At 36.6% G+C, this 21,767-nt stretch carries 23 protein-coding genes; all 23 read left to right on the top strand.

The genetic code is table 11. The annotated features are described in order from the left end of the window. Positions 1-185 precede the first annotated feature (185 nt). The 23 genes from FG384_RS16595 (at position 186) to FG384_RS16485 (ending at position 21,694) form a co-directional block, all read left to right on the top strand. Complete coding sequence (locus FG384_RS16595) at positions 186-956, top strand: TatD family hydrolase (protein ID WP_142643822.1); 771 nt, start codon at positions 186-188, stop codon at positions 954-956. 132 nt (positions 957-1,088) lie between these two features. Further along, positions 1,089-2,300 carry a G5 and 3D domain-containing protein gene (locus FG384_RS16590; RefSeq protein ID WP_142643821.1) on the top strand — a complete coding sequence of 404 codons (1,212 nt, stop codon included), beginning with the start codon at positions 1,089-1,091 and terminating at the stop codon, positions 2,298-2,300. A gap of 204 nt (positions 2,301-2,504) precedes the next feature. Next, complete coding sequence (rnmV, locus tag FG384_RS16585; RefSeq protein WP_142643820.1) at positions 2,505-3,065, top strand: ribonuclease M5; 561 nt, start codon at positions 2,505-2,507, stop codon at positions 3,063-3,065. Next, positions 3,066-3,947: a 16S rRNA (adenine(1518)-N(6)/adenine(1519)-N(6))-dimethyltransferase RsmA gene (gene rsmA / locus FG384_RS16580; RefSeq protein WP_142643819.1), complete on the top strand. Its 882-nt coding sequence runs from the start codon at positions 3,066-3,068 to the stop codon at positions 3,945-3,947. A 154-nt stretch (positions 3,948-4,101) separates the two neighbouring features. Beyond that, a complete protein-coding gene (gene veg, locus FG384_RS16575; RefSeq protein WP_053591096.1) occupies positions 4,102-4,365 on the top strand; it encodes a biofilm formation stimulator Veg in 264 nt (87 codons plus the stop codon). A gap of 137 nt (positions 4,366-4,502) precedes the next feature. After that, on the top strand, positions 4,503-4,676 hold the full coding sequence (locus FG384_RS16570) for a small, acid-soluble spore protein, alpha/beta type (protein WP_142643818.1): 174 nt from the start codon (positions 4,503-4,505) through the stop codon (positions 4,674-4,676). A gap of 396 nt (positions 4,677-5,072) precedes the next feature. Continuing rightward, on the top strand, positions 5,073-5,939 hold the full coding sequence (gene ispE / locus FG384_RS16565) for a 4-(cytidine 5'-diphospho)-2-C-methyl-D-erythritol kinase (RefSeq protein WP_142643817.1): 867 nt from the start codon (positions 5,073-5,075) through the stop codon (positions 5,937-5,939). Between the two features lie 55 nt (positions 5,940-5,994). Then, a complete protein-coding gene (gene purR, locus FG384_RS16560; protein WP_142643816.1) occupies positions 5,995-6,846 on the top strand; it encodes a pur operon repressor in 852 nt (283 codons plus the stop codon). Then, positions 6,824-7,195, top strand: a complete 372-nt coding sequence (locus FG384_RS16555; protein WP_142643815.1) for a RidA family protein — start codon at positions 6,824-6,826, stop codon at positions 7,193-7,195. Before purR ends, FG384_RS16555 begins: the two co-directional genes overlap by 23 nt. Positions 7,196-8,090: 895 nt before the next feature. Next, on the top strand, positions 8,091-8,378 hold the full coding sequence (spoVG, locus tag FG384_RS16550; RefSeq protein ID WP_142643814.1) for a septation regulator SpoVG: 288 nt from the start codon (positions 8,091-8,093) through the stop codon (positions 8,376-8,378). A 224-nt stretch (positions 8,379-8,602) separates the two neighbouring features. Next, a complete protein-coding gene (gene glmU, locus FG384_RS16545) occupies positions 8,603-9,973 on the top strand; it encodes a bifunctional UDP-N-acetylglucosamine diphosphorylase/glucosamine-1-phosphate N-acetyltransferase GlmU (RefSeq protein WP_142643813.1) in 1,371 nt (456 codons plus the stop codon). A 22-nt stretch (positions 9,974-9,995) separates the two neighbouring features. Next, positions 9,996-10,955 (top strand): ribose-phosphate diphosphokinase, encoded by a 960-nt coding sequence (locus tag FG384_RS16540; RefSeq protein ID WP_142643812.1) that lies wholly within the window; start codon positions 9,996-9,998, stop codon positions 10,953-10,955. Between the two features lie 68 nt (positions 10,956-11,023). Continuing rightward, positions 11,024-11,635: a 50S ribosomal protein L25/general stress protein Ctc gene (locus tag FG384_RS16535; protein WP_142643811.1), complete on the top strand. Its 612-nt coding sequence runs from the start codon at positions 11,024-11,026 to the stop codon at positions 11,633-11,635. A 132-nt stretch (positions 11,636-11,767) separates the two neighbouring features. Then, complete coding sequence (pth, locus tag FG384_RS16530; RefSeq protein WP_142643810.1) at positions 11,768-12,331, top strand: aminoacyl-tRNA hydrolase; 564 nt, start codon at positions 11,768-11,770, stop codon at positions 12,329-12,331. A 45-nt stretch (positions 12,332-12,376) separates the two neighbouring features. Next, on the top strand, positions 12,377-12,607 hold the full coding sequence (locus FG384_RS16525) for an anti-sigma-F factor Fin (RefSeq protein WP_142643809.1): 231 nt from the start codon (positions 12,377-12,379) through the stop codon (positions 12,605-12,607). A 93-nt stretch (positions 12,608-12,700) separates the two neighbouring features. After that, positions 12,701-16,234, top strand: a complete 3,534-nt coding sequence (mfd, locus tag FG384_RS16520; protein WP_142643808.1) for a transcription-repair coupling factor — start codon at positions 12,701-12,703, stop codon at positions 16,232-16,234. Between the two features lie 86 nt (positions 16,235-16,320). Continuing rightward, positions 16,321-16,857 carry a stage V sporulation protein T gene (spoVT, locus tag FG384_RS16515; protein ID WP_142643837.1) on the top strand — a complete coding sequence of 179 codons (537 nt, stop codon included), beginning with the start codon at positions 16,321-16,323 and terminating at the stop codon, positions 16,855-16,857. Positions 16,858-16,969: 112 nt separating this feature from the next. After that, positions 16,970-18,580, top strand: coding sequence for a putative polysaccharide biosynthesis protein (locus FG384_RS16510; RefSeq protein ID WP_142643807.1), 1,611 nt, complete (start codon positions 16,970-16,972; stop codon positions 18,578-18,580). Between the two features lie 12 nt (positions 18,581-18,592). Further along, a complete protein-coding gene (gene yabN / locus FG384_RS16505; protein ID WP_142643806.1) occupies positions 18,593-20,050 on the top strand; it encodes a bifunctional methyltransferase/pyrophosphohydrolase YabN in 1,458 nt (485 codons plus the stop codon). 7 nt (positions 20,051-20,057) lie between these two features. After that, positions 20,058-20,348, top strand: coding sequence for an RNA-binding S4 domain-containing protein (locus FG384_RS16500; RefSeq protein ID WP_142643805.1), 291 nt, complete (start codon positions 20,058-20,060; stop codon positions 20,346-20,348). Positions 20,349-20,477: 129 nt separating this feature from the next. Beyond that, positions 20,478-20,780 carry a sporulation protein YabP gene (yabP, locus tag FG384_RS16495; RefSeq protein WP_142643804.1) on the top strand — a complete coding sequence of 101 codons (303 nt, stop codon included), beginning with the start codon at positions 20,478-20,480 and terminating at the stop codon, positions 20,778-20,780. Then, positions 20,777-21,274 (top strand): spore cortex biosynthesis protein YabQ, encoded by a 498-nt coding sequence (gene yabQ / locus FG384_RS20475; protein ID WP_142643803.1) that lies wholly within the window; start codon positions 20,777-20,779, stop codon positions 21,272-21,274. Before yabP ends, yabQ begins: the two co-directional genes overlap by 4 nt. Positions 21,275-21,298: 24 nt before the next feature. After that, positions 21,299-21,694 (top strand): FtsB family cell division protein, encoded by a 396-nt coding sequence (locus FG384_RS16485; RefSeq protein WP_142643802.1) that lies wholly within the window; start codon positions 21,299-21,301, stop codon positions 21,692-21,694. The last annotated feature ends 73 nt before the right edge of the window (positions 21,695-21,767 follow it).

The raw sequence follows: 21,767 nt of genomic DNA, 5'->3' as shown, positions 1-21,767 counted from the left end.
TTCATTTATAAAATATTCTAGAATAATATTATCAAATAACATTGAAGGATATTTAATTGTTATTACAGGGAATTAATGTATATTTCGAAGTTGGGATTATGCCTTTTTTCATGCAATTGTAATAGTATTGTGATGTAAGCGAAAATATCGCCGTGTAAAATTAACCTAAGTGAGGAGATAACACTATGTATATAGATACACATGTTCATTTAAACGCAGACCAGTACGATGAGGATCTTCAAGAAGTGATTGACAGAGCTTTAGAAGCAAAAGTCTCGAAAATGGTTGTTATAGGGTTTGATCGAAAAACTATTGAACGAGCAATGAAGCTTGCAAAGGATTATTCATTTATTTATACGGTAATAGGGTGGCACCCAGTTGATGCAATTGATTGTACAGAAAAAGATTTACAGTGGATTGAAGAACTTGCAGCGAACGATAAAGTTATAGGTATTGGAGAAACTGGGCTCGATTACTATTGGGACAAGTCTCCAAAAGATATACAGCAAACATTATTCCGTAAACAAATTCGATTAGCTCAAAAGCTAAAATTACCAATTATTATACATAATCGTGAGGCGACGGAAGACGTTCTACGAATTTTGAAAGAGGAAGAGGCGCATTTAACAGGAGGGATCATGCATTGCTTCGGAGGAAGCGTAGAAACCGCTAAACAATGTATAGATATGAATTTTATGATTTCTCTAGGAGGGCCTGTCACTTTTAAAAATGCCAAAAAACCAAAAGAGGTGGCTACTGAAATTCCGTTAGAGTATTTATTGATTGAGACAGATGCACCTTACTTAGCTCCTCATCCCCATAGAGGAAAGCGAAATGAGCCTTCTCTTGTTCCGCTCGTTGCAGAAGAAATTGCACGCTTAAAAGGGTTAACTGTAGAAGAGGTTGCAATAGCAACTACTCAAAATGCCGAGAAATTTTTTCGTTTAAATGATTAAAAAAATGAATCCTTCCCATACTGGAATCAGAGGAAACTTTTAACACTTATGAATAATGAAAAAAATTCGTTAGTGTTGACAAGCTGAAAAGTACTCTATATAATCACACGAGTGAACAAGGAGGCGTTTTTCATGTCAAATAATACCATGAAAAACCTGTTCTTTCATTCATTGAGGAGCAAGCAAACAATAGTCACAATCGCATCTTTACTATTGTTTCTTGCAGTGGTTTCCTTCGTATTATTCGAAGGAACAAAGAAAACTGTTGCTTTAACAGTTAACGGTGAACAACAAGAGATATTAACACATGCAAATACAGTTGGGGAACTACTAGAACAAAATAACATAGTAGTTGCCGACGAAGATTTTTTACAACCCTCAGTGAACACATCAATCAACAACAATTTAGTGATTGAGTGGGAGCAGGCAAGACAAGTAGAAGTCACAGTAGATGGAGAAATTCAAACAATCACTACTACTGATGATTTAGTTTCAGAAGTACTAGCAAAGGCAAATGTTCAAATAAACGAACAAGATGCAATAACACCTGCTGCAGATGCAGAGGTTGGACCTGATAACAAAATTGCTGTTGAAAGAGCGTATGAAGTAACTCTTTTAGATGGCAACGAAGAGAAGAAGGTATGGTCCACTTCGACTACGGTCGCTGACTTTTTAAAACAACATAACATTCAAATGAATGAATTCGACCGAGTTGAACGGAAAATGGATGAATTAGTACTTCCGAATTCTGTAATACAAATAGTGCGAGTAGAAAAGGTCACCGATGTAGTTGAGGAAGAAACAAACTTTGCAGTAGAAACGAAAAAAGATAACTCGCTGCTAAAAGGGCAAGAAAAAGTAGTGCAAGCAGGTGAAAAAGGTACTGTTTCACGAACATATGAAGTTTTGAAAGAAAATGGCAAGGAAGTATCTCGTAATGTAATAAGTGAAAAAATTACAAAAGAGCCGACGAAGAAAGTCGTGGCGGTAGGGACAAAAATCGTAACTGCGAGTGTGTCTCGAGGAGAACGTGCAGCTACTGCACCATCAGGTGGAAGTGAATTTTACGTGACAGCAACCGCATATACAGCTCAATGTAATGGGTGCACTGGAGTTACCGCAACAGGAATTAATTTAAAATCAAATCCAGATGTGAAAGTTGTAGCGGTAGACCCTAGCGTTATTCCACTGGGCTCCAAAGTTTGGGTAGAAGGCTACGGTTACGCAGTAGCTGGTGATACTGGTGGAGCTATTAAAGGCAATAAAATCGACCTATTTATGCCATCAAAATCAAAAGCGTATAACTTCGGCCGTAAGAAAGTACGTATTAAAGTATTAAATTAACTTAATCCAGCGTGGTTCAATCCTGGCTGGATTAAGTTAAGTCCTCGTGATGCCACAGTTTTTTATTAAGAAAGCTCGATAAAAAATCTGTATGCAAATATACTTGGACTATTTATTTCTCTATAGCTTTCCCTTTCGTTGATAGGGGAAGCTTTTTTACGTTATGATAGAAAGCAATAGAAAGACAGAAAAGAGGAAGCTTGATTGCGAATAAAAGAAATAATTGTCGTGGAAGGAAAAGACGACACAACTGCTATTAAACGAGCTGTCGATGCAGATACAATAGAAACAAATGGGTCTGCTATTTCAAAAGAAACTCTGATTAAAATCCAACACGCTCAGGATAAACGGGGGGTCATTGTTTTTACAGATCCAGATTATCCAGGCAGACGCATACGTGCAATTATTGAAGATCATGTACCAGGTGTGAAGCATGCGTTTTTATCGAAAGAAAAAACGATAGCCAAAAATGGTAAAGGATTAGGAATTGAGCATGCAAAAGATGAGGATATCCGCCGGGCTATTGAAAGTGTCTATACTCCAAAGTCGGAAGGTGATGTAGTGCCAAGTGTTCCAGTTGAGGTTTTAGTAGCCGGAAAACTTATAGGTCATCCAAACTCTAAAGAACGAAGAACAAAGCTAGGTGAGTTATTAAAAATAGGATATACAAATGGAAAACAGCTACAAAAGCGCCTTTCCATATTTCAAATTAGTAGACAGCAACTAGACGAAGCAATCTTACAGCTTGATATGGAGGAAAAGTGAATGACTCAGAAGGATATTGCAACGCCAATTCGAACGCAAGAAATATTAAAAAAATATGGATTCTCTTTCAAAAAAAGCTTAGGGCAAAACTTTTTAATCGATCCAAACATCTTGCGAAATATTGTTGGACATGCAGATCTTACAAAAGATTCTGCAGCAATTGAGATAGGACCTGGTATTGGTGCGTTAACAGAGCACTTAGCAAGAGAAGCAGGGAAGGTAGTTGCTTTTGAAATTGACCAACGACTGTTGCCGGTTTTAGAAGACACATTGTCTCCGTATAATAATGTGGAGATTATTCATTCCGACATTTTAGAGGCAAATGTGAAACAAATGTTTGAAGAAAAGTTGTCGGAATATGAAGATGTTATGGTTGTAGCAAATTTACCTTATTACGTGACAACGCCAATACTATTAAAATTGCTAATGGATCGTTTACCAATTCGAGGCATGGTTGTCATGATGCAAAAAGAAGTTGCTGATCGAATAACTGCATCACCTGGTACAAAGGATTATGGTTCACTCTCTATTGCTATTCAATATTACATGAAAGCTGAAGTAGCGATGATAGTACCGAAAACAGTTTTTATGCCACAACCGAATGTAGATTCTGCTGTTATAAAGCTAACTCGACATGAGATACCACCAGTGGACGTAATAGACGAAGACTTTTTGTTTAAAGTATCAAGAGGTTCATTTGTACAAAGAAGAAAAACGATAATAAATAATTTACAATCCTCTTTACCTAACGGAAAAGAAAAGAAAGAACTAATTCTACAATCGCTAGAAAAAGTAGGTATCAATCCGACAAGAAGAGGAGAGACTTTGTCTATTGAGGAATTTGGGCGTTTAGCAGATGAACTGTACTCCCATTTTCATTAATGATACTTGTTACAATATTAGTAATGTTTATAAATAAAAGCACTTATATTATGTAATAAAAGTATTGACAAGAGGTGCTTCTGGTTGTTAAAATGTTTTGTTTGACAAAAAAATAAATAGATGGTATAGTAATATTCAGTGAGGTGTAAGCGAAATGCCAAAAACTTTAGCTGATATTAAGAAGTCATTAGATCATCATTTAGGCAAGCGTTTGCAGTTAAAAGCAAACGGGGGACGCAAGAAAACAATCGAACGAGCTGGCGTATTAAGAGAGACTTATCATGCCGTATTCGTTATCGACTTGGATCAAGATGAAAACTCTTTTGAACGTGTATCTTACAGTTATGCCGACATTTTGACAGAAGCAGTAGAAATCACTATTTTTGACGAAGCAAATAATTTAATAGTTGTAAAATGATTGTTTAGAACTTTTATTTTTTCTATTTTTATATTTCGAAGGAAACTTCTTTTGCATTCTGCTGAATGTAAAAGGAGTTTTTTTCTGTTTTTCGGACATACTAAAAATACTAGTTGTTGAAAAGGAGGATACACCGTATGGCTAGAAAAGGTATAATGTCTGATCAATTGAAAGAAGAGATTGCAAAAGATCTTGGATTTTATGATGTAGTCAAAACCGAGGGCTGGGGTGGAATTAAATCACGTGATGCGGGGAATATGGTAAAGAGAGCAATTGAAATGGCTGAACAAGCAACAAAGTCACCAAAGTAAATGTTGTTCGTTTCCTTTAAGAGGAGTTTACTATACGTTATAACGCGAACAAATAAATCCATAACAACTAGTAGGCGGAGTAATCCGCCTTTTTTTTAGCTATGAAAATATAATCATTTAAATCCTAGTTTTTATTTGTATTATCATAACGTCTTACCATTTGTTCTAGGAGCATAAACTTTTATAATCAGTATCGATTCAGCTTCAGCTCCTAGCCCCTCGAGGTAAAATAACCTTCACCAATGTAGTCAAAGAACGACTTCTATGGTGAAGGTTATTTGCTTGTTGGGGCTAATCAATACGCCTGTGTTCTTCTTATGCTAGTTTCCTTTTTTTCAAATAGAATGTACTGTGGTAAAATAGGGAACAGCATACGTTTGAAAAGGAGCAGATGAAATGTACTATGTAAAAGCACCTGCTAAAATAAATTTAACGCTTGATGTATTACATAAACGTCCGGACGGTTACCATGAAGTCGAAATGATTATGACGACGGTTGATTTGGCAGACCGAATCGGATTAGAGAATAGAGAAGATGGAAAAATACATATTCTTTCTGTTGATCGTTTTGTTCCAAATGATTATCGAAATTTAGCTTATCAGGCAGCTAAACTATTGAAAGAAAAGTACCGAGTGAAACTAGGAGTTACGATAAAGATTGAAAAAAGTATTCCAGTTGCAGCGGGACTTGCTGGAGGAAGTAGCGATGCAGCAGCAACTTTAAGAGGTCTTAATACGTTATGGGGTTTAGGATTGTCATTAGATGAACTCGCACAAATTGGTACAAAAATAGGATCCGATGTTGCTTTTTGTGTTTACGGAGGAACGGCGCTTGCAACAGGTAGAGGGGAAAGGATTCAAGAACTACCGGCACCTGCTAATTGCTGGGTGATACTAGCCAAACCAACTTTAGGAGTTTCTACAGCTGATATTTATGGCAATTTAAAAATAGATCAAATTGTACATCCAAATACAAAGCAAATGATTGAAGCTATTGAGCATAAAAACTTTGATCAAATGTGTGCTTCCGTTGGTAATGTGCTAGAAGATGTCACATTAAAGCTATATCCAGAAGTTGCAGGATTAAAAGGACAGATGCAAAAATTTGGCGCTGATGCTGTATTAATGAGTGGTAGTGGTCCAACAGTGTTTGGTCTAGTTCAACAGGAAACGAAAGTACAAAGAATTTACAATGGACTTCGTGGTTTTTGCGATGAGGTTTATGCTGTTCGATTAATGGGCGAACGGGATACACTTGCTTAAATGCGGATGATTGTGATAAGTTTTCTATAAAACATTCGTGTTTGGAGGTGATTGTGTGAAATGGAAAAGAAGTGAACGACTTGTAGACATGACGCAATATTTGATGGAACATCCCCATAAATTAATTCCTTTAACTTTCTTTGCTTCTTTGTACGAATCGGCCAAATCCTCTATTAGTGAAGATTTAACGATTGTAAAAGAAACTTTTGAAGAGCGGGGGAGTGGGTTGCTTGTAACCGTGCCTGGAGCAGCTGGTGGAGTGAAGTTTATACCTACCATGTCCCGTGTAGATGTAAAAGAAATAACTGTCGATTTAATGGGACAACTTTCAAAAGCAGAGCGCTTATTACCTGGTGGTTATTTGTATATGACAGATTTGCTAGGAAATCCAACGATGATGAACAAAGTTGGGAAAGTATTTGCATCCGCTTTTGCCCATGAAAAAATAGATGCTATTATGACAGTTGCAACGAAAGGTATTCCAATTGCCCATGCTATTGCAAGACATTTAAATGTACCGGTAGTTGTTGTACGTAGAGATAGTAAAGTAACGGAAGGTCCTACCGTAAGCATTAATTATGTATCTGGATCAGCCAGACGTATTCAGACGATGGTTCTTTCAAAAAGAAGTATGGAAAAGGGTCAACGCGTATTAATCACTGATGATTTTATGAAAGTTGGCGGAACAATAAATGGAATGAAGAGTTTACTTGAGGAATTTAATTGTGAGTTGGCAGGGATTGCTGTATTAGTAGAGGCAGAGCATGAAGGTGAACAGTTAGTCGATGATTATTTATCTTTAGTAAAACTACATGAAGTAAATGAAAAAGATGGTACAATTGCTTTAACGGAAGGTAATTATTTCGAGAAGGGTGGCAAATTAGATGAAAGCAGTTTCAACAACTAAAGCTCCTGCAGCTATCGGACCATATGTACAAGGAATTGTAGTAAATGGAATGTTTTACAGTTCAGGTCAAATTCCGCTAACTCCCCAGGGAGAGGTAGTAGAAGGATCTATTACGGAACAAACAGAACAAGTATTTGCGAATTTAGATGCAGTACTTACAGAAGCAGGAACATCTTTATCAAAAGTTGTCAAAACATTAGTGTTTTTAAAAGATATGAATGATTTTGCAGAGTTTAACGAAGCGTATGAAAAGCATTTTGCAGGTCATAAACCGGCTCGTTCTGCAGTAGAAGTAGCGAGACTTCCAAAAGATGTGAAAGTTGAAATTGAAGTAATAGCAGTTATTTAAACTGAATAAAAGGCGTATTTTCTTTGGAAAAAACATGTCAGACTGTAGAAAAACTCGATAAAATTGAGTTTTTCTACAGTCTTTTTTCTTATAAAATTGAATGAATACTAGTTGATTTTCCGAAAAAAGCTACACGCTTTCCGCGGACGAACCGCCAAGGGTCCTCCTCGCTGCGTTTTGGGCTCTGAAAAAGTCCCTATAATTCGACGTTGTACAATATCAAAAAAATAAGAAAATCGTTGAAACGGCTCCCTTTCCGCGGGCGTTGCCTCAGTCTCCTCGCTTCGCTGTGGGGTCTTCGACTAACGCTAATCCCGCAGGAGTGTCGCCTTTTTCAACGATTTTCTAGGGATGAAAAAGTATTTACATTAAAAAATAGACAGTTTTTTAGTACCTTCGCTACGCTCATGCATCCAGATGGGGTTATACAATATTCCAATAAATAAGAAAATCGTTGAAACGGCTCCCTTTCCGCGGGCGTTGCCTCAGTCTCCTCGCTGCGCTGTGGGGTCTTCGACTAACGCTAATCCCGCAGGAGTGTCGCCTTTTTCAACGATTTTCTAGAAATGAAAAAGTGTAACCTAGAAATAGACAGCATTTCAGTGGCCTCGCTAGGCTCGTGTGGTTATTGAACATATGTACTATAGTCCCATACTTCAATCATTGATTGAGAGTTTCAGAAATGTCCAACAATCCTAAAAGTCATTTGTATTCTATATGGCAAGTTTTCTTTGGAAAACATGTTTTTTTTATACAAAAAAATATTGGTGACGAGATGGTAAATATATTAATTATAATATTAAAAAAATTATTGTAAAAAAGAAGGAGATAAAAAAGTTTTGTGGAATAGTAGTATGAGAGTTTTTGCAACTATGAAGAGGGGGTTGGTGAGGAAATGGAAGTAACTGACGTGAGATTACGCAGAGTATTATCAGATGGTCGTATGAGGGCTATCGCTTCCATTACACTGGACAACGAATTTGTTGTACATGATATTCGAGTTATTGACGGGAATACGGGATTATTTGTTGCAATGCCAAGTAAAAGAACTCCAGAAGGTGAATTTAGAGATATAGCACATCCAATAAATTCTGGAACCCGGACAAAAATTCAAGAAGCGGTACTATATGCTTATCATTTAAGCAGCGATCAGGAGGAACAAATTGCAGAAGCTAGCTATTAATAACTAGGAAGTCCGCCTTATTAAGGAGTCTATTTGTCTCCTACATTTAAATAGTTATTTTTCTAGTAAAACCATTTCTATATTAGAAATGGTTTTTTTGTGAATAAAAGTTAATTATATTACTTGTTTTGTCATGTACTTGTCAAGAGATATTTCCTTGAAAAATCGTTTCATTTCCGCTATAGTCAAAAGAGGAAATTAGCCCACTGGAGGGAAGACGGAGAATGACAAATACTTATGCGGTTGTATTAGCTGCTGGTAAAGGAACTCGTATGAAGTCTAGTCTATATAAAGTACTGCATCCTGTATGTGGGAAGCCGATGGTTGAACATGTTGTAGAAAATATGGAAAAGCTAGGCGTTGAAAAAATTGTAACAGTCGTTGGCCACGGAGCAGAGACAGTGCAAAGCGAACTTGGTAGCAGAAGTGAATATGCACTTCAAGCAGAGCAACTTGGTACTGCGCATGCGGTTATACAAGCGGAAGACATACTTGCTAACCTTTCTGGAACAACGATTGTCATATGTGGAGACACACCACTTATTACCTCGGAAACAATGAATGATTTATTAAATCATCATAAACAAACGGGAGCGAAAGCAACCATTTTAACTGCAATTGCGAATGATCCGACTGGATATGGAAGAATTATTCGTGCAGAAGATGGTCATGTAAAAAGCATCGTAGAACAAAAAGATGCTTCAGATGAAGAACAGCTTGTAAGAGAGATTAACTCTGGTACTTATTGTTTCGATAATGAAGCATTGTTTAAATCGTTAAAATTAGTAAAAAATGAAAATGCGCAAGGTGAATATTATTTACCGGACGTAATCGAGATTTTACAAAAAGAAGGCGAAATTATTTCTGCTTTCGCAGCAAAGGATTTTGACGAAATTCTTGGAGTAAACGATCGAATTGCACTTTCTCAAGCAGAACAAATTATGCGATCTCGTATTGCTTATCACCATATGCGTGAAGGCGTAACAATCATTGATCCTCAAAATACATACATTAGTAGCGATGCAGTGATTGGTGCAGATACGGTTATTCAACCAGGAGTTATTATCGAAGGAAAAACTACAATTGGAGAAAACTGTATGATTGGTCCAAACAGTCATATCGTCTCAAGTGTTGTTGGGAATGGAACAACAATCCATTCATCTGTTGTATTATCCAGCGAAGTCGGTGACCATACAGCAATTGGTCCGTTTGCACATATTCGACCGCAATCAGAAGTCGGAAATGATGTGAAAATAGGTAATTTTGTTGAAGTGAAAAAATCGACAGTAGGGAATGGAAGTAAGATTTCTCATTTAAGCTACATGGGAGACGCGTCTATTGGTTCAAATGTAAATATTGGATGCGGGACAATTACTGTAAACTACGATGGTAAAAACAAATTTGTCACTACAATTGAAGATGATGCTTTTGTTGGTTGTAACTCCAATTTAATCGCACCGGTCACTATCGGAAACAAAGCATACGTAGCTGCAGGGTCTACCATTACAAAAGATGTACCAGGTGAGGCGCTCGCTATAGGTCGTGCTCGACAAGAAAACAAAGACGGTTATGCAAACAAACTAAAACTAAAATAACCCATTCCTCAGGAGGATTATCATGGCAGAACAATATGCAAATTCGAAGTTGAAAATATTTACTTTAAATTCTAACAAAAAATTAGCCGAAGAAATCGCTAGAGAAGTAGGAGTTCCACTAGGAAAAAGCACTGTTACTAGATTTAGTGATGGGGAAGTCCAAATCAATATCGATGAAAGTATTCGTGGCTGTGACGTATTTATCGTTCAATCAACTTCAGGTCCTGTAAATGAGCATATTATGGAATTATTAATAATGCTAGATGCAGTAAAACGTGCTTCTGCACGCACAGTTAGTGTCGTATTGCCTTACTATGGCTATGCACGTCAAGATCGTAAAGCACGAGCTCGTGAACCAATTACTGCTAAGCTTGTTGCGAATTTATTAACAACAGCAGGAGCAACAAGAGCTATTGTTTTAGATTTACATGCACCTCAGATTCAAGGATTCTTTGATATTCCAATAGACCATTTAGTAGCTGTTCCAATTTTATCTGACTATTTCTTAAGCAAAAACTTAGATCCATCAGAAGTAGTTATAGTATCTCCAGACCATGGTGGGGTTACGAGAGCACGTAAAATGGCAGACCGTTTGAAAACACCAATTGCAATTATCGATAAACGCCGTCCACGTCCAAACGTTGCAGAAGTAATGAACATTGTAGGTAACGTAGAAGGGAAGACTGCTATATTAATTGATGACATAATTGATACTGCAGGGACTATTTCTATAGCAGCACAAGCATTAATGGAAAGCGGTGCAAAAGAAGTTTACGCATGCTGTACACATCCAGTATTATCAGGTCCAGCAATAGAGCGTATTGATAATTCTGTTATTAAAGAATTAGTTATTACAAATTCCATCCAATTGCCAGAAGAAAAATACTCTCCAAAAATTAAAGAGCTATCAGTAGCAAAATTATTAGGAGATGCAATTGTCCGTGTTTTTGAGGAGAAATCAGTAAGTACACTATTTGATTGATCTTAATATGTTTGAAACATCCTCTATGTGGGTATACATCTAATTAGTAACCTACAGGAGGATGATTTATGAGTACTTTAGTGAAAGCGAAAAAACGTGCACATAAAGAAAATGCAAGTTTGAGAAAAAATGGCTTCATCCCGGCAGTTGTTTATGGTTTTGAAATGGAGTCACAACCAATTGCAGTAGATGAAAAAGACTTGGCAAAAACACTTCGAGAAGTTGGTCGTAATGGTGTTATGAAGCTAGAGGTAGACGGGGAACCTGTCAATGTTGTTATGAATGATTACCAAATGAATATTCTAAAGGGTCAAATGATTCATGCAGACTTTCTAGCGATTAACATGAAAGAAGAACTTGAAGTAAACGTACTCGTAAATATTACGGGTGATTCGATAGGTGTCTCCGAAGGTGGAATACTTCAACAGCCAAATCGAGAAGTGACGATAACTGTAAAACCATCTGATATTCCAGAGAGTATTGAAGTAGATGTGTCGCAAATGGCTATTGGGGATACATTAACTATTGCGGATGTTCGAGACAAAATAAATTATACTCTTGTAAATGAAGATGACTATACACTAGTAACTGTATCAGCTCCTCGTGTAGAAGAAGAAATTGAAGAAACCGAAGAAACCGAAGAAACCGAAACCAAAGAAGAAACACCAACAGAAGAATAATGTACAAAAGAGATTGTCTATAGGCAATCTCTTTTTTCTTGAAAGTTCAGTATCAGTTCTGGCTGATCCTGCTACTTTTTCTCTTGGATATGCTAAAATAGATGAAATATGTATTTAAAGGAATGGAAACGAATGAAAATCATTATCGGTCTTGGGAATCCAGGAAAGCAATATGAAGCAACAAGACACAATATCGGATTTCATGTAATAGATGAATTAGCAAAACGATTAAATATTCCTCTTACTCAATCGAAATTTAATGGTATGTATGGCATCTCACATATTGGTACAGAAAAAGTAATGCTTTTAAAGCCATTAACATATATGAATTTATCTGGTGAATGCATTGTACCTATGATGGATTATTTTGATGTAGAAGACGAAGAAATTGTTGTAATTTATGATGATCTAGATTTACAGGCTGGAAAACTACGTCTCCGTCAAAAAGGAAGTGCAGGAGGACATAATGGTATTAAATCCATTATTCAACACTTAGGTACACAAGAATTTAATCGGATTCGTATTGGCATTGATCGACCTAAGAACGGAATGAAGGTTCCTGACTATGTATTATCTAGATTTAATGAAGAAGAAAAAACGGATATAGAGCATGCTGTGAAGAAAAGTGCAGATGCTTGTGAAGCGTGGATGTCGAAAAGCTTTTTAGAAGTGATGAATAACTTTAATGGTGCATAAATTTTAAGTCTAAGGCCTATACTTCCTAAAAAGGAGGTTTTAGGCATGCCGATTCGTTATAAATGCCGCCATTGTGAAACGGAGATAGGACAATTGCCGTTAGATTCGATCGATGAGCATTTTTTACAAAAAAATGATATTACAGTTGATGAACAAGAACTTTATATAGAACATGGAGCATCAGGAGATTACACTGTACAGTGTATTTGTGAAGAGTGTCAAAGTTCACTTCAAAAATTTCCTAATTATTATGCGTTAAAAAAGTGGATACAGTAAAGTTGCTTTGGCACGATATCGTGCACAAAGCCTTTTTCTGTTTGGATGTTATCAGTTAAAAATGCATATGCATTTGAAGAGCGGGGGTTTGAAATGGAACTTTTAAGCAATTTATTAATAGAAGATGCACATATTCAAAAGCTATTGAAAGAATTGGAGAGCGGTAAAGATCAACAATTACTAACGGGTCTCTCTGGAAGTGCTAGAGCGGTTTTTAGTAAAATGCTATACAGTGCACGTAAAAAAGCAATTCTTATAGTCACACCTAATTTGCTACATGCTCAAAAGATGACAGAGGATTTAGTAAAGTTAGTTGGGGATGATTTAGTGCGCCTATATCCTGCAGATGAGCTTATCGCTGCAGATATTTCGATTGCAAGTCCAGAACTGCGAGCACAGCGTATTGAAGCATTAGACCATATGTTAACGAAAAAAAATGGAATTTATATCGTACCGATTGCAGGATTAAAAAAACATATGCCAACTGTAAAGGATTGGCTTGAAAGTACAGTCTCTATTGCAGAAGGGGAAGAGGTAACACTAGAAACACTGCTGCAAAGACTAGTGGATATGGGGTATGTCCGACAACCTATGGTTACAGCCCCTGGTGAGTTTGCTATAAGAGGTGGGATTATCGATATATATCCTCTCTATTTAGAACATCCAATTCGTATTGAGTTATTTGACACCGAAGTAGACTCTATTCGTACATTCTCTGCGGAGGATCAGCGATCGTTAGAAAAATTGAAGGATATTCGAATATTACCTGCAACGGAGTATGTCCTAACAGAAAGTAAAAAAAAGTTACTTGCGCATAAGTTAGAAGAGTCGTTAGCAGAAAGTCTAAAAAAAGTTAAAATACCTGAAATGAAAGATCAGTTTTATCAAAATATACAGCATGATATTGAACTTTTAAAACAAGGTGAACAACCAAAAGAATATATGAAGTACGTTTCACTGTTAGAAGAAAGTAATAGCTTTTTAGGGAACTATTTTGATCAAAATGGAATGATTTTATTTGACGAGCTCGGAAGAATCCAAGAAGTTACTGAAACGCTAGAAAGAGAGGAAAATGATTGGTTTCTAGCATTGCTGGAAGAAGGAAAGACAGTCCATAATGTTAAGCCCTCTTTTAGTTTGAAAGAAATCATTCAAATGTTACCAGGTGAAAAACTGTATCTCTCCTTATTTTCTCGAACATTTTCAGGTGTAACGATTAAAAGGAATATTAGTTTCTCTTGTAAACCGATGCAAAACTTTCATGGTCAAATGCATCTCTTGAAAAATGAAATAGAGCGATTTACACAAGGGAAGTTTCGGGTCGTTATTCTTGCAGATGGAAAAGAGCGTGTGCAGAAGGTTCATACTGTTCTTGAAGATTATGAAATAGTTTCGAAGATTGGTGCTTCCATCGACGATATGAAAAATTCTGGAATTTTTATAGTAGACGGTGATTTGGAATCTGGTTTTGAATTACCTCTTCAACGAATTGCAGTAATTACAGATGCCGAATTGTTCAAACAAAAACATAAGAAAAAAGCGAGAGCCCAAAAGGTAACCAATGCTGAGCGAATTAAAAGTTATTCTGAAATAAAGCCTGGGGATAATGTCGTACATATTCATCATGGAATTGGGAAGTATATCGGAATAGAGACGCTTCTAGTAAATGGTATTCATAAAGATTATTTGCACATTCGTTATCGTGGTGAGGATAAGTTATTTGTTCCAGTGGATCAAATTGACCTTATTCAAAAATATGTTGCTTCAGGAGAAAAAGATCCAAAGCTTCACAAATTAGGTGGAGCAGATTGGAAAAAAACGAAATCCAAAGTTTCAGCTGCTGTTCAAGATATAGCCGATGAGTTAATAAAACTGTATGCAAAACGAGAGTCGGAAGTTGGATATGCGTTTGAGCCAGATGGTGATATGCAGCGCTCGTTTGAAGCTGCTTTCCCTTATGAAGAAACGGAAGACCAGCTTCGTTCGATTGCAGAAGTAAAGAAAGACATGGAAAGGCCAAGACCAATGGACCGCCTAGTGTGTGGAGATGTTGGGTACGGAAAAACAGAGGTAGCTATTCGATCAGCTTTCAAGTCAGTAATGGAAGGAAAACAGGTTGCTTTCCTTTGTCCAACGACTATACTTGCTCAACAGCATTACGAAACAATGTTAGAGCGATTTCAGGATTTTCCAATTGAAGTTGGTTTGCTAAGTCGTTTCCGTTCCAAAAAACAACAAGCAGAAACATTAAATGGGCTAAAAAAAGGTATGGTAGACGTAGTAGTTGGTACACACCGAATATTATCAAAGGACGTTGTATATCATGATCTAGGTCTTTTAGTTGTCGATGAGGAGCAACGATTTGGTGTAAAGCATAAAGAAAAAATTAAACAATTAAAAACAAATGTAGACGTTTTAACGTTAACAGCTACACCGATCCCACGTACATTACACATGTCGATGATTGGAGTACGTGATTTATCGGTTATCGAGACACCACCTAAAAATCGTTTCCCGGTACAAACATATGTAATGGAATTCAATGGTTCCTTAGTTAGAGAAGCGATTGAAAGAGAACTAGCAAGAGGCGGACAGGCATTTTATCTATACAATCGTGTGGAGGATATCACACGTAAAGTGGATGAAATTCAAATGCTTGTTCCATCTGCGAGAGTTGGCTTTGCACATGGTCAGATGTCTGAAACAGAGTTAGAATCAGTAATCATTAGCTTTTTAGAAGGTGAATATGACGTTCTTGTTACAACTACGATTATTGAGACAGGTATTGATATTCCTAACGTGAACACACTAATTATTCACGATGCAGATAAGATGGGATTATCTCAACTTTATCAATTACGTGGTCGAGTAGGGCGCTCTAATCGTGTGGCATATGCTTATTTAATGCATCAAAGAGATAAGGTTTTAACAGATGTCGCTGAAAAGAGACTACAGGCTATTAAAGAGTTTACTGAGTTAGGATCTGGATTTAAAATTGCGATGCGGGATCTATCTATTCGAGGAGCAGGAAATTTATTAGGATCTCAACAACATGGGTTTATTGATTCGGTTGGTTTTGATTTATATACACAAATGCTTGAAGATGCAATCGAAGAAAAACGTACAGGAACTAAAAAAGAAGATATACCAGATCTTGAGATTGTACTTTCAACAGATGCTTATATTTCAGATGAATATATACCAGATGGATATCAAAAAATTCAAATGTATAAACGTGTGAAAGCCATGGATAAGGAAGAAGAGTATTTTGATCTCATAGATGAATTACAAGATCGTTTTGGAGATCTTCCACTTGAAACTGAAAAATTACTGCGAATTGCCCGCATGAAAGTTTGGGGGAAAAATGCAGGAGTGGAATCAATTAAAGAAGTGAATAAAATTGTTTCCATTCGTTTCAGCGAGGAAGGAACAAAGAGTATAAACGGTGCCATGCTTGTTGAAAAGTCAATGAAGTACGGACGTGCGGTTGGATTTGGTATGGATAATGCAACTCTTGTCATTACAATAGATGAACGCAAAACAGCTAAGTTCAATCCTTTCGATGTATTAGAAGAAATGATGATTCTTTTACCAGATGCAAAAAAAGAAAAAGCAGAAGCGAAATAACAGTTTGCATATTTTTTGGTAATGTGATGCATACTATGGCAGAAATGAAATTTAATACCCAATCTGTCGAAAGTGAGGCACATTACATGAAAGCAACAGGCATCGTACGTCGTATTGATGATTTAGGTAGAGTGGTTATCCCGAAAGAAATACGCAGAACGCTTCGCATCCGTGAAGGAGATCCTTTGGAGATATTTACGGATAGAGAAGGGGAAGTCATTTTAAAAAAGTATTCGCCTATTAATGAGCTTGGAGATTTTGCGAAGGAGTATGCAGAAACTTTATATGAAACATTAGGAACACCAGTATTAATAAGTGATCGTGATGAAATGATTGCCGTGGCTGGGTTATCTAAAAAAGATTATTTGAATAGAAGAATAAGTCCAGATGTAGAAGAAATCGTAGGTAAACGAGCAATTGTTACAGAAAAACACGAAAACTCCGTAGAATGGGTACAAGGAGTTTTTGAAATGGTAAAGTCATACTGTATCGCTCCAATTACCGCATCTGGAGATCCGATCGGAGCAATCTTTTTAATTTCCAAAGTTCACTTTATAGGTGAAGCAGAAATAAAAGCAGTGGAAACAGCAGCAAACTTTTTAGCAAAACAAATGGAAAGTTAGACAATTTCCAAGAAACTTACTGCAATGAAAAGGTCTTTCTCTACTAATAGAGGAAGGCTTTTTTGTATTCATGTATAATGAATGCATTGCTGGAAGGAAGAAGGATTGGCGTATGAGTAATGAATGGAATATGAAAACCTATATGAAAGGAGCAGCAATGCTGACGATTGCGGCGATTATTGTTAAGCTGCTAAGCGCTGTTTATCGTGTACCTTTTCAGAACTTAGTTGGGGACGAAGGATTTTATATTTACCAACAAGTTTATCCGTTCATAGGTATAATCACGACATGGACTTCTTTTGGATTTGCTGTAGCATTATCAAAAATTTTATCTGATTATAAAGCAGCAGGTAAATCATATGCAATTCCAAATATTTTACAGATAGCATTTGTATATATCGGAATTATTTCCATTACGTTTTTTATTTTATTGTTTTTTGGCTCAGAATTTTTAGCGAAAGCGATGGGAGATGCTGGATTAGCTCAGTTATTAAAAGCTGGTGCATATGTCATTCTATTAATGCCAATGCTTGCTGTTTTAAAAGGAGAATTTCAATCAGACGGTCGCATGGGACCCGTAGCATATGCACAAGTCATAGAGCAAGTTGTTCGAGTGACAGTCATTTTGCTGGGGACATGGATTATCATTTCTAATAGTTTGGATTTATATAAAGCTGGAAGCATGGCAATGTATGGAGCTGTTGCTGGGGAGTTCGCAGGCGTTCTATTTCTTTCATTTCTTTACTGGAAAGGTCTTGTCCATAAGCGAGAGAAACAGCAAAAGCAACAAGTACCTACTTGGAAAATTGTGAAGGATTTGACGATGATTAGTATTAGTGCGAGTATTAGCGCGCTTTTATTTTTACTATTGCAGCTTGTTGATTCGTTTACTGTTTTTCAACTGTTATTGGAAAATGGGATGGAGAAACAACAGGCAATGGAGAATAAAGGGATATATGATCGGGGACAGCCCCTTGTACAATTAGGAATTGTTATTGCCTCCACTTTATCTTTAGCGATTGTACCGCTAGTTGCACATCGAATGAACAAAGAAAAAGGAAGAACAGCTATACCATTTATGCAACTGACGTTCCGTGTAGCTTTCACGTTCGGTATAGCTGCAGCTATAGGGCTTATCGTAGTCCTTCCTTATGTAAATGAAATGCTATTCCAATCGAGAGATGAATCAGTCACTTTAATGGTATTTTCTTTTCAAATTGTGTGGATGTCTTTAATACTTACGTTAATGGCAATGCTGCAGGGAAGTGGAAAAGGGAAGATTCCTACTTTATTTTTAATGCTGGGTGTATGTAGTAAATGGCTATTCAATGATATGCTTATATCATCTTATGGCGTGTTGGGAGCAGCTATTTCTGGGAATATTAGTTTGGCTATTGTATTTGTATTAATGTTTTATTATTTTAAAAAGAACTGGAAAATTTCATTTGCACCTTTAGCCTTTTATAAAGGGATTGCGATTGCGTCCCTCATGATGATTGTTTGCGTTACAGTGTATGTGTGGATTGCAGATGCAGTATTATTTGACAGCTTATCTAGCCGTATTCAGTCTGTAGTGATTTCTCTTAGTGCTGTAACGATTGGTGCAACTGTTTTCTTACTAATTATTGCGAAAAGAAGAGTTATCGGTGAAAAAGAGTGGTTTTTATTGCCTTTCGGACGAAGAATGGCTACCTTTCAGCTTTGGTTGAATAAAGAAAAGTAAGGTTGTGATTAGATGAATGAAATTACTATTATTGGGCTTGGAGCAAGTGATTTAGATCAGTTACCCCTAGGTATATATAAGAAACTAAAAGCAGCAGAGTATTTGTATGTTCGAACAGATCAGCATCCTGTGTTGGAGCAATTAAAAGTAGAAGGACTCCTCTGGACAAGCTTCGATTCAGTATATGAAAAAAATGACCGATTTGAAGGGGTATATGAGGAGATTGTAGAGACACTTCTTGAGTTAGCAAGTGAAAAGCCTGTTATGTATGCAGTGCCAGGACATCCCCTAGTTGCTGAACAAACAGTGCAGCTACTAATCCAAGCAGAGAGAAAAGGGGAAGTAAAAATTCGTATCGAAGGTGGACAAAGTTTCTTAGATCCTATTTTTGCAGCTCTTCGAATCGATCCAATAGAAGGCTTTCAATTATTAGATGGAACTAGTTTAAAACGCGATGAAATTCAAATGAACTCTCATGTCCTAATTGGACAAGTGTATGATGCATTTAGTGCATCAGAAGTAAAATTAACACTTATGGAAAAATATCCAGATGAGTATGAGGTCACAATTGTTAAGGCTGCAGGATCCTCCCAAGAGAAATTAACAAAAGTACCATTGTATGAGTTAGACAGAGTAATGGAACTGGATAATTTAACAACTTTGTATGTGCCTCCGCTAAAAGAACAGGAAAATCGTTTGAAGGAATGGCAAACACTTCGTCAAATAGTGGCTGATTTAAGGGGGCCTAATGGCTGTCCGTGGGATAAAGAGCAAACACATTCCACTTTGAAGAAATACGCGGTAGAAGAAGTGTATGAGCTTTTACAAGCAATCGACGAAGAAGATGATGAGCATATTGTCGAAGAACTTGGAGACGTGTTACTTCAAGTATTTTTACACGCTCAAATTGGTGAGGACAGCGGATATTTCAGCTTAGAAGATGTGCTCCATTCAATATCAGATAAAATGATTCGTAGACATCCTCATGTATTTGGAGATGTTATTGCAAATAATTCAGAAGAAGTGCTACAAAATTGGCAACAAATTAAATTGGAAGAGAAAACAGAGTCCTCTGAGTCGCTATTAGACGGAGAAATGCGGGCTTATTCTTCTTTACTCACATCTTTTAATTATCAAAAGAAAGTGGCAAAAGTCGGTTTTGATTGGCCAGATGTGTCTGGTGCTTGGGAGAAGTTCGAAGAAGAGCTTATAGAGTGGAAGAATGAGCTACGGGACGGTACGAAGGATACACAAGTAGACGAACTTGGAGATGTATTATTTACAATCGTCAATTTAGCTCGTTTTTATGGTCTTTCTCCGGAACAAGCGATGATGCAAGCAAATGAAAAATTTAAAAGAAGATTTCAATATATTGAGTCGAGTGTGAAAAAAGGAAGAGGCAATTTCGCTAATTATAATTTGGAAGAACTCGACGGATTTTGGAAAGAAGCGAAAAAACTAGAGAGGTAGTGTTGATATGAGATTAGATAAATTTTTAAAAGTATCTCGATTGATTAAACGTAGAACATTAGCAAAGGAAGTTGCAGATCAAGGAAGAATCACGATTAACGGGAAAGTTGCGAAAGCAAGTTCAGATGTGAAGGCTGGAGATGAACTGTCCATTCGATTTGGACAAAAAGTAGTGACGGCTTCGATTGATGCAATTAAAGATTCCGCAAAAAAAGAAGACGCCGCATCGATGTTCACCATAATAAAAGAAGAACGGCTAGAAAAAGTAGACCCGGAATTTATAGATGATGAAGATTAACATGTGAAACCAACTCTACAGCTAGATGATAATAAAAGTGAAAAGTTTTTATAAGAAAAAGCATGGCAGTTTGTCATGCTTTTTTTTTATGTGCATACAATAAGTTAGGACAAGGAGAGGAGAGAGTATATGCAATATCAAGCAGAAAATCAAACAATAACAATTCCATCGGGGGACCATTTAATTTCTTTAAGAAATCGAAAAAGAATGGATCTAACATCTGTTAAAGCGATTGAACGATTTGATCAACAAGAATTTTACGTAAGAACTTCACAAGGGATTCTTCATATTAAAGGAGAAGATCTAAAGATTGTCCATTTAGACGTAGATAAAGGACTACTAACGTTAGAAGGAATAGTTCGAGTGATGCAATATGATGAGGAGCAGCAGTTAGACGGAGCAAGAGGATTACTTCATAAACTATTCGGATGACACTCTCTCTACAGTTTGTTAGCCTAGTTTTGATGATATTGAGTGGAGTATTAATTGGGGCGATAGTTGAAGGAACGCGCTTTCTATGCGAGAGTTTTCCAAAGCGTTCCTTTGTTTTTAAATATCGATCAGGTTTAGAAGTGATTGTTTGGATATTACTTGGAGTGGGAACTTTTTACATGCTATATGAAGTACGGGATGGGATATGGAGGGTGTATGACCCACTAGCCCAAGTTTTAGGTATTCTTTTATATGAACAGATTTTTCAACCTTTGTTTCGATTCCTTGGTAGGACTTTTTTACTCTTAGTTGTCAAGCCAATTTGGTTTATAATACGTTTTATATTAACAATTATTAGGAAAATAATACATTTTATAGTGTTGATAATAGTAACAATCATGAAGCCTTTTCATTTTCTGTATAATAAAATACTGCATTTGGCCCTTCTGAAAATACCGAACTTCCGTTATAATAAAAAGTACACCAAAAATTGAGATACTTTGACGGGAGAGAGCGAAATGGAACAGAAGCAAAGAAATGTATCCGTAGGAAAACAACTTGCATCAATTAACACAGATTACGTTCGCTCAATTGAACGTCAAGAAAATCGCAAACAGGCAAAAAAAGTTCGTTTATATAGACGCTTGGCAACTTTTTGTGTTGTGTCCATTGTAGTTATCGGTTTTTTAGTTTCCACAATAATAACAAGTAATAACGCATTGAACGAAAAAGAAAAGCAAAAAGCTCAAGTGGAAGATGAACTTGCAAAGGTACAAGAAGAGCAGGAAATGCTAAAACTACAAATTTCCAAACTAAATGATGATGAGTACATTGGAAAGATATTAAGAAAAAACTATTTTCTTTCAGAAGAAGGAGAAATTATTTTTACCTTGCCTGAAAGCGAGAAGAAATAAGATAAAAATAACGCTTCGAAAGAGTAGTCTTATTGACACTCTTTTTTTGTTAGCTATAATAAAGATAGAGACT

It is taken from the genome of Psychrobacillus vulpis, from assembly GCF_006861825.1.
In the GTDB taxonomy this organism is placed as follows: domain Bacteria; phylum Bacillota; class Bacilli; order Bacillales_A; family Planococcaceae; genus Psychrobacillus; species Psychrobacillus vulpis.
Note: the sequence above shows the minus strand (reverse complement) of the source record. Positions and strands in the feature narration are given on the sequence as shown.